We start from the raw sequence: 4,955 nt of genomic DNA, 5'->3' as shown, positions 1-4,955 counted from the left end.
AGCACGCAGCCAGCGGCGATGGACGTCGAAGTCGTAGCCCTTATCGGCACGTAGTTTGGCGGGTTTGCCACGACGCGGGCCACGGACCGACCGAATCCGCGGGATCGACTCGACCATCGGCGGCAGCATCAACGAATCGTGGGTGTTCGCGGCGGAAACACCGGTGACCAGCGGTATTCCGTTCGCGTCCGAGATGATGTGGATTTTGGAGCCCTTCTTACCGCGGTCGACCGGGCTGCGGCCGGTCAGTGATCCCCTTTTTTCGCCCGCACGCTCGCCGCGTCCAGGATTGCCGCGCTCCAGTCGAGGTCGCCGGCGGCGCCGAGCCTGTCGAGGATCTCCCGGTGGAGTGCGTCGAATACGCCGGAATCAGCCCACACCATGAACCGGCGATGCGCGGTCGGGAAGCTCACCCCGAACGACGGCGGCAGATGCCGCCACGCGCATCCGCTGGTCAACACGAACACCACTGCGGTGAACACCGCACGTTCGTCGACGGGAGCGGTGCCTCCGCCCTGCGGTCTGGGAATGAACTCCGGTAGCAGCGGTTTCACGATGTCCCACAACGCATCCGGAACAAGTCTCTGAGCGAGCCTGTCGACCACGGGTCACATCATGCCGGACAACGAATTACACCCACGTAAGACGTCCTCTAAGTGCGGCTGGAGTGCTAGAGCGTGTTTCATAAGCCCCTGAGGTGGGAGCGGAACCTGTTGTCCAGGTGAGATGTTGGTAATTGGGCGAGGTCTCCGGTAACTGGTTGATCGACCAAGGTCCAACTGAACACCGGAGACCTCGTGAACAGCGTAACGGCGTCCTGCCGTGCGGATTTGACCGATGCCCAGTGGGCGATACTGAAACCGCTACTACCTGCCGGTATGAAAGCCGGGCGGCCACCTCGGTGGTCGAAACGACGCCTGATCGACGGGATCCGGTGGCGGATCCGCACCGGCAGCCCCTGGCGTGACATCCCGGCGATGTATGGGCCGTGGCAAACCGTGTATGGGTTGTTCCGCCGCTGGCAGCGCGACGGAACATGGGAATCCCTGCTGACCGCGTTGCAGGCCCACGCCGACGCCGCCGGTGATATCGAGTGGACGGTGAGCGTGGATTCCACGATCGCCCGTGCACATCAGCATGCGGCCGGAGCCCGCCGTGTCCCGGGTCGTCAGGTCGAACCGGCGGGTGGTTTCGATGACGAACCCGCCGATCACGGGCTCGGACGCTCGCGTGGCGGGTTCACCACGAAACTGCATCTGGCCGCTGACCAGCGTCAACGCCCGCTCGCGCTCGTCGTCACACCCGGCCAGTGGACAGACTGCCCACAGTTCACAACCGTGCTCGGCGAGATCCGGGTGCCGCGGCTGCGGGTCGGTGGCACCCGATCTCGTCCGGATCGGGTACTGGCCGATAAGGCGTATTCGTCGGCGGCCAACCGTGCTTACCTGCGAAGGCGCGGGATCAAGGCCACGATCCCGATCAAAGCCGACCAAGCCGCGAATCGCGCGGCCAAAGGCTATGCCGGTGGCCGGCCACCGGCATTCGAGCCGAGCCTCTACGGGCTGCGGCAGGCGGTGGAATGCACGATCAATCGCCTCAAACAGCATCGGGCAGTGGCCACCCGCTACGACAAACTCGCCGTCCGTTACCTCGCCATCGTCCGCGTCGCTGCGATCAACCTGTGGTTATCCGGCCACGGCTTATGAAACACGGCCTAGCGCCGAGTGACCACACTGTGCTGCGAGCCGGGGTCCCCGCCGGATCCTGTGGCCCGGCGCTGGGGTAGTCAACTTCCAGCCGGTCCAGATGTACAAGTTTAGAATTCATCGGAACCTGCATCCCGGCGCTGGTTCCGGTCAGCCAACCTCAGGGTGTCGCCCACGGCCCTGCCCGTGACAGGTTTGGTCAGGTAGAAGGTCGCCTGGTGGGGTTTGGATCCGTTATCGACCTTCCAGGTTCGCTCAAGGGTCGCTGTCTCGGGTCGGTTGTTGTCAAAGATCGGCGCGAGGTTCGAGCGTGCCGCGACGAGATCATCAGGTGACGCGATATTTACCCATCGGCGCACCGCCGAGGGAAAGGCCGGCGGTTGTGGTTGTGTACGTTTCGATATCGCGGACAACGCAAGGGGGCTACCAAGGGTGAGGAAAAGCGGTACGAGGTGGTCTGACCGCCTAGCGTGCAAAGCCTCGTAGGCGACCACCGAGCCGAGGCTGTGCCCGATGACAACGCGAGTGTCGTCATCCAGATGCCGGGCGACCTGGTCTATGGCGTAGGCGCGGATCGACGGATCGCTGAGATAGCGAACGACCTGCGCCAGCGTTCGATTGATTGACGCGACAGCGGTTAGGGTACCGCGGCTGAACCATGGAATACGGTCGAGTCCCGCGGCGACGCGGACAGTGGTTCTGCGCAGGGGCCCCTGCGCATCAGCTCGATTGCTCACGAGCGCAGAAAGAGCCCGCCTTGCTTGGGCGGCGTCCGCAGCGTCGTCGGACCCACAAGCATTCGCTAGCAAGTCCCAGGCGAGCTCATCCGCCATTGTCTGCTCTGGGTCTGTGAACGGATTCGGCTCGGTACCTTGCTGGTCCGGAATGAGGAACTGGTTGCCGTAAAAGGCCATGCGAATGCTGTAAGATCCTGCGCGAATCTGGTCGGCGAGATCGCTGTGACCTGCATTTTCAACTCCACCGGCGAGACTGGGGATCCACGTCGTCTCAAGTTCGGCGGCCGAGTGTTGTTCTTGGGCAATGCCGTGGACCAGAATGATGTGCGCCACCTAGGCTTCACTCCCTCGCTGTTCAGACGCCCGCGATCGCTAACCCGTTCGCGACGGGTTGGCGGCCTATTGTGCCCTGAAGCATCGAGACATGAAATCCTGGTGCGGTGACCGAGACTGTGGTACCGCGCCTGGCGCTGGTCGTCGGATCTCAGTGCGCGACTCAGCAGAAGTTGAGCTTCCTACCTGAGCTCGCGACAGAGTTGTATGAGTTGCTCATCAACCCGAACCTAGGGGCTTGCACCGCAGCTCTCGCGGACCCTGAGCGCGGCGGACTGCTCATTGATCCAACTCGACAACAGGCACTCGACGCCCTCGACATCGCCTTCGACTCTGCGGGGCGCGCCAGAGCCACACTGGTGGTCGCGTTTCTTGGTCATGGCATCGTCAAGGCCAACGATTTCTATTACCTCACAGTAGATTCACTAGCTACCGGCCGAGCAGATCATGACATCGCTCTGGCACCCATTCTCAAAGAGAGGCTACGCGATAACACCGATATCAGCGCTCTACTGGTGCTGGTAGATACCTGCCACGCTGGTGTGGCAGCCCAAGCCGCGATGCAATGGGCCGGAGTCGGACTCGAAGGCGCCGCTGACCGATTCGCGATTCTGTCGGCTACCGACGGTGGCGCTGCCTATCGCGGCGACTACACCCGCAGCCTTATTGCGGCAGTCGAGCAAGGGATCCCTTCAGCGGGAGCAACTATCGAAATTCAACAGCTTCGCCGAGCCTTGCAGGATGGCGCACCTGATCAGCAACCGCAGCACCTCATCGTCGACGGAGGGCCGTGGGAGGGCCGACGGGGCGAGGGGTTGTGGATCGCACGAAACGTCGCTGTGCCATCCGAGTCGCGATACACTAGGCAAGGCCGAGTACGGTTCCTCGCCCTGGCCAAAGCTTCCTCGATCAGTCGGCAAGAGCAACGACGACGAAGTGCGGGGCTCACAGACGAGCAACCGCAACGCCTCGGGAGCCCAGAACTCCCTGTTGGAACGCGCTCGGCGCAATTCGGCACCGGCATGTTTAAGGTTCTAGCCGGGCCGCTGGGCGCGGGTAAGTCGGAGATCGCCGAGACCTGGCTTCAACTCTCTATCATTCGTGCTGACGCGGACACGTCTGCTCCTGTCCCCTTGTGGGCCGCGGCTCGGCAACTTCCCAATAGCATCGAAGCGTATGTGCTCGACCAGGTCGGTGAGGCGGCGCTAGATTCATGCGGTGTTGATTTCGTCATCGATGGCGTCGACGAGGGCGCCTGGGTTGAGGCGACAACTCTGGTGCAGGCAGAGGAGTTAGTGACGCATTGGCCGCGCTCGCGGATCCTCATCACCAGCCGAGCGTCGGCTGCAGTAAGCGCGACACGCCTCGTCGAAGTCGACCCTCTTACGCAGGATCAAGCTGTTCGTATCATGAGCCAAGTCGCAGGTAGCGATGTTTCCCATCTCGCGCGGCGATGGCCCGCTGCGCTCATCGAAGCGACCCGACGGCCACTGTTCGCGTTGCTGGCGGCCCGCGAGATCAACGACATCACCGGCTCGACCGGCGCCGCCGAACTGATCGATCTTCTGGTCGACTACACAGTTGAGCGCTACAGCCTGCACGAAGATGTGTACCGCGATATTGCCGTACACGTGGTTCGCACGGGCGGTCCTGTTGATATGCGGGAAGTTCTATCGGCGGCAACCGAAGCTGACCTGCGTCGATCTCCCCTTCTGACCGTGAACAGACATGCGGTGTCGTTCTCGCTGGCCACGTTCGAGCAGTGGTTTGCAGCCCAGGCGCTGATCCGACGAGAAGTTGGCATCAGCGAGATTCTCAGAGACCTCAGGACATTCAACCGATGGCGGTACGTGCTGTCCATTGTTCTCGCCACGGGCCCCCCGGCACGAGTCGACGACATCATGGAATCGGTTGTGACTTGGAATCCAGGAGCGGCCGGGTGGGTCGTTGATGAAGCGCTCAACGGGCCCATGCAGCGCACTGGACCCGCGATATCGGCGCCCGACTGGCGCGGTGTTGCAGGCCGTATCCGGCGCGCGACAATCGCTTGGCTGACAGGTTTCGGTCCGGCGGCGGCAACGTTGCGGCTAGGGCCTGTCCTGTAATTCATCGCAACCAGAGCACGATCGCGGCGATGGTGAGTTCGGCCTGGTAGTAAGCGGCACGCTTGGCGTAACGG

Annotated in this window: 3 protein-coding genes and 1 pseudogene; 2 read left to right on the top strand and 2 right to left on the bottom strand. The window is 62.7% G+C overall.

Translation table 11 applies throughout. The features are described from left to right. A pseudogene (locus ACWEWT_RS38420) lies at nucleotides 1–605 on the bottom strand (IS5 family transposase); the annotation flags it as partial. Nucleotides 606–797: 192 nt separating this feature from the next. Here ACWEWT_RS38420 and ACWEWT_RS38415 point away from each other — a divergent pair. Continuing rightward, nucleotides 798–1,706: an IS5 family transposase gene (locus ACWEWT_RS38415; RefSeq protein ID WP_452565871.1), complete on the top strand. Its 909-nt coding sequence runs from the start codon at nucleotides 798–800 to the stop codon at nucleotides 1,704–1,706. 110 nt (nucleotides 1,707–1,816) lie between these two features. On the opposite strand, the gene ACWEWT_RS38410 is transcribed toward ACWEWT_RS38415, so the two are convergent. Next, on the bottom strand, nucleotides 1,817–2,776 hold the full coding sequence (locus ACWEWT_RS38410; RefSeq protein ID WP_452565869.1) for a hypothetical protein: 960 nt from the start codon (nucleotides 2,774–2,776) through the stop codon (nucleotides 1,817–1,819). Between the two features lie 107 nt (nucleotides 2,777–2,883). On the opposite strand from ACWEWT_RS38410, the gene ACWEWT_RS38405 reads away from it, so the two are divergent. Continuing rightward, the gene (locus ACWEWT_RS38405) at nucleotides 2,884–4,881 is read left to right on the top strand and encodes a hypothetical protein (RefSeq protein ID WP_452565867.1); all 1,998 of its coding nucleotides are present in this window, start codon (nucleotides 2,884–2,886) and stop codon (nucleotides 4,879–4,881) included. Nucleotides 4,882–4,955 lie beyond the last annotated feature (74 nt).

The sequence above is a fragment of the Nocardia sp. NPDC003963 genome (assembly GCF_053605105.1).
Note: the sequence above shows the minus strand (reverse complement) of the source record. Positions and strands in the feature narration are given on the sequence as shown.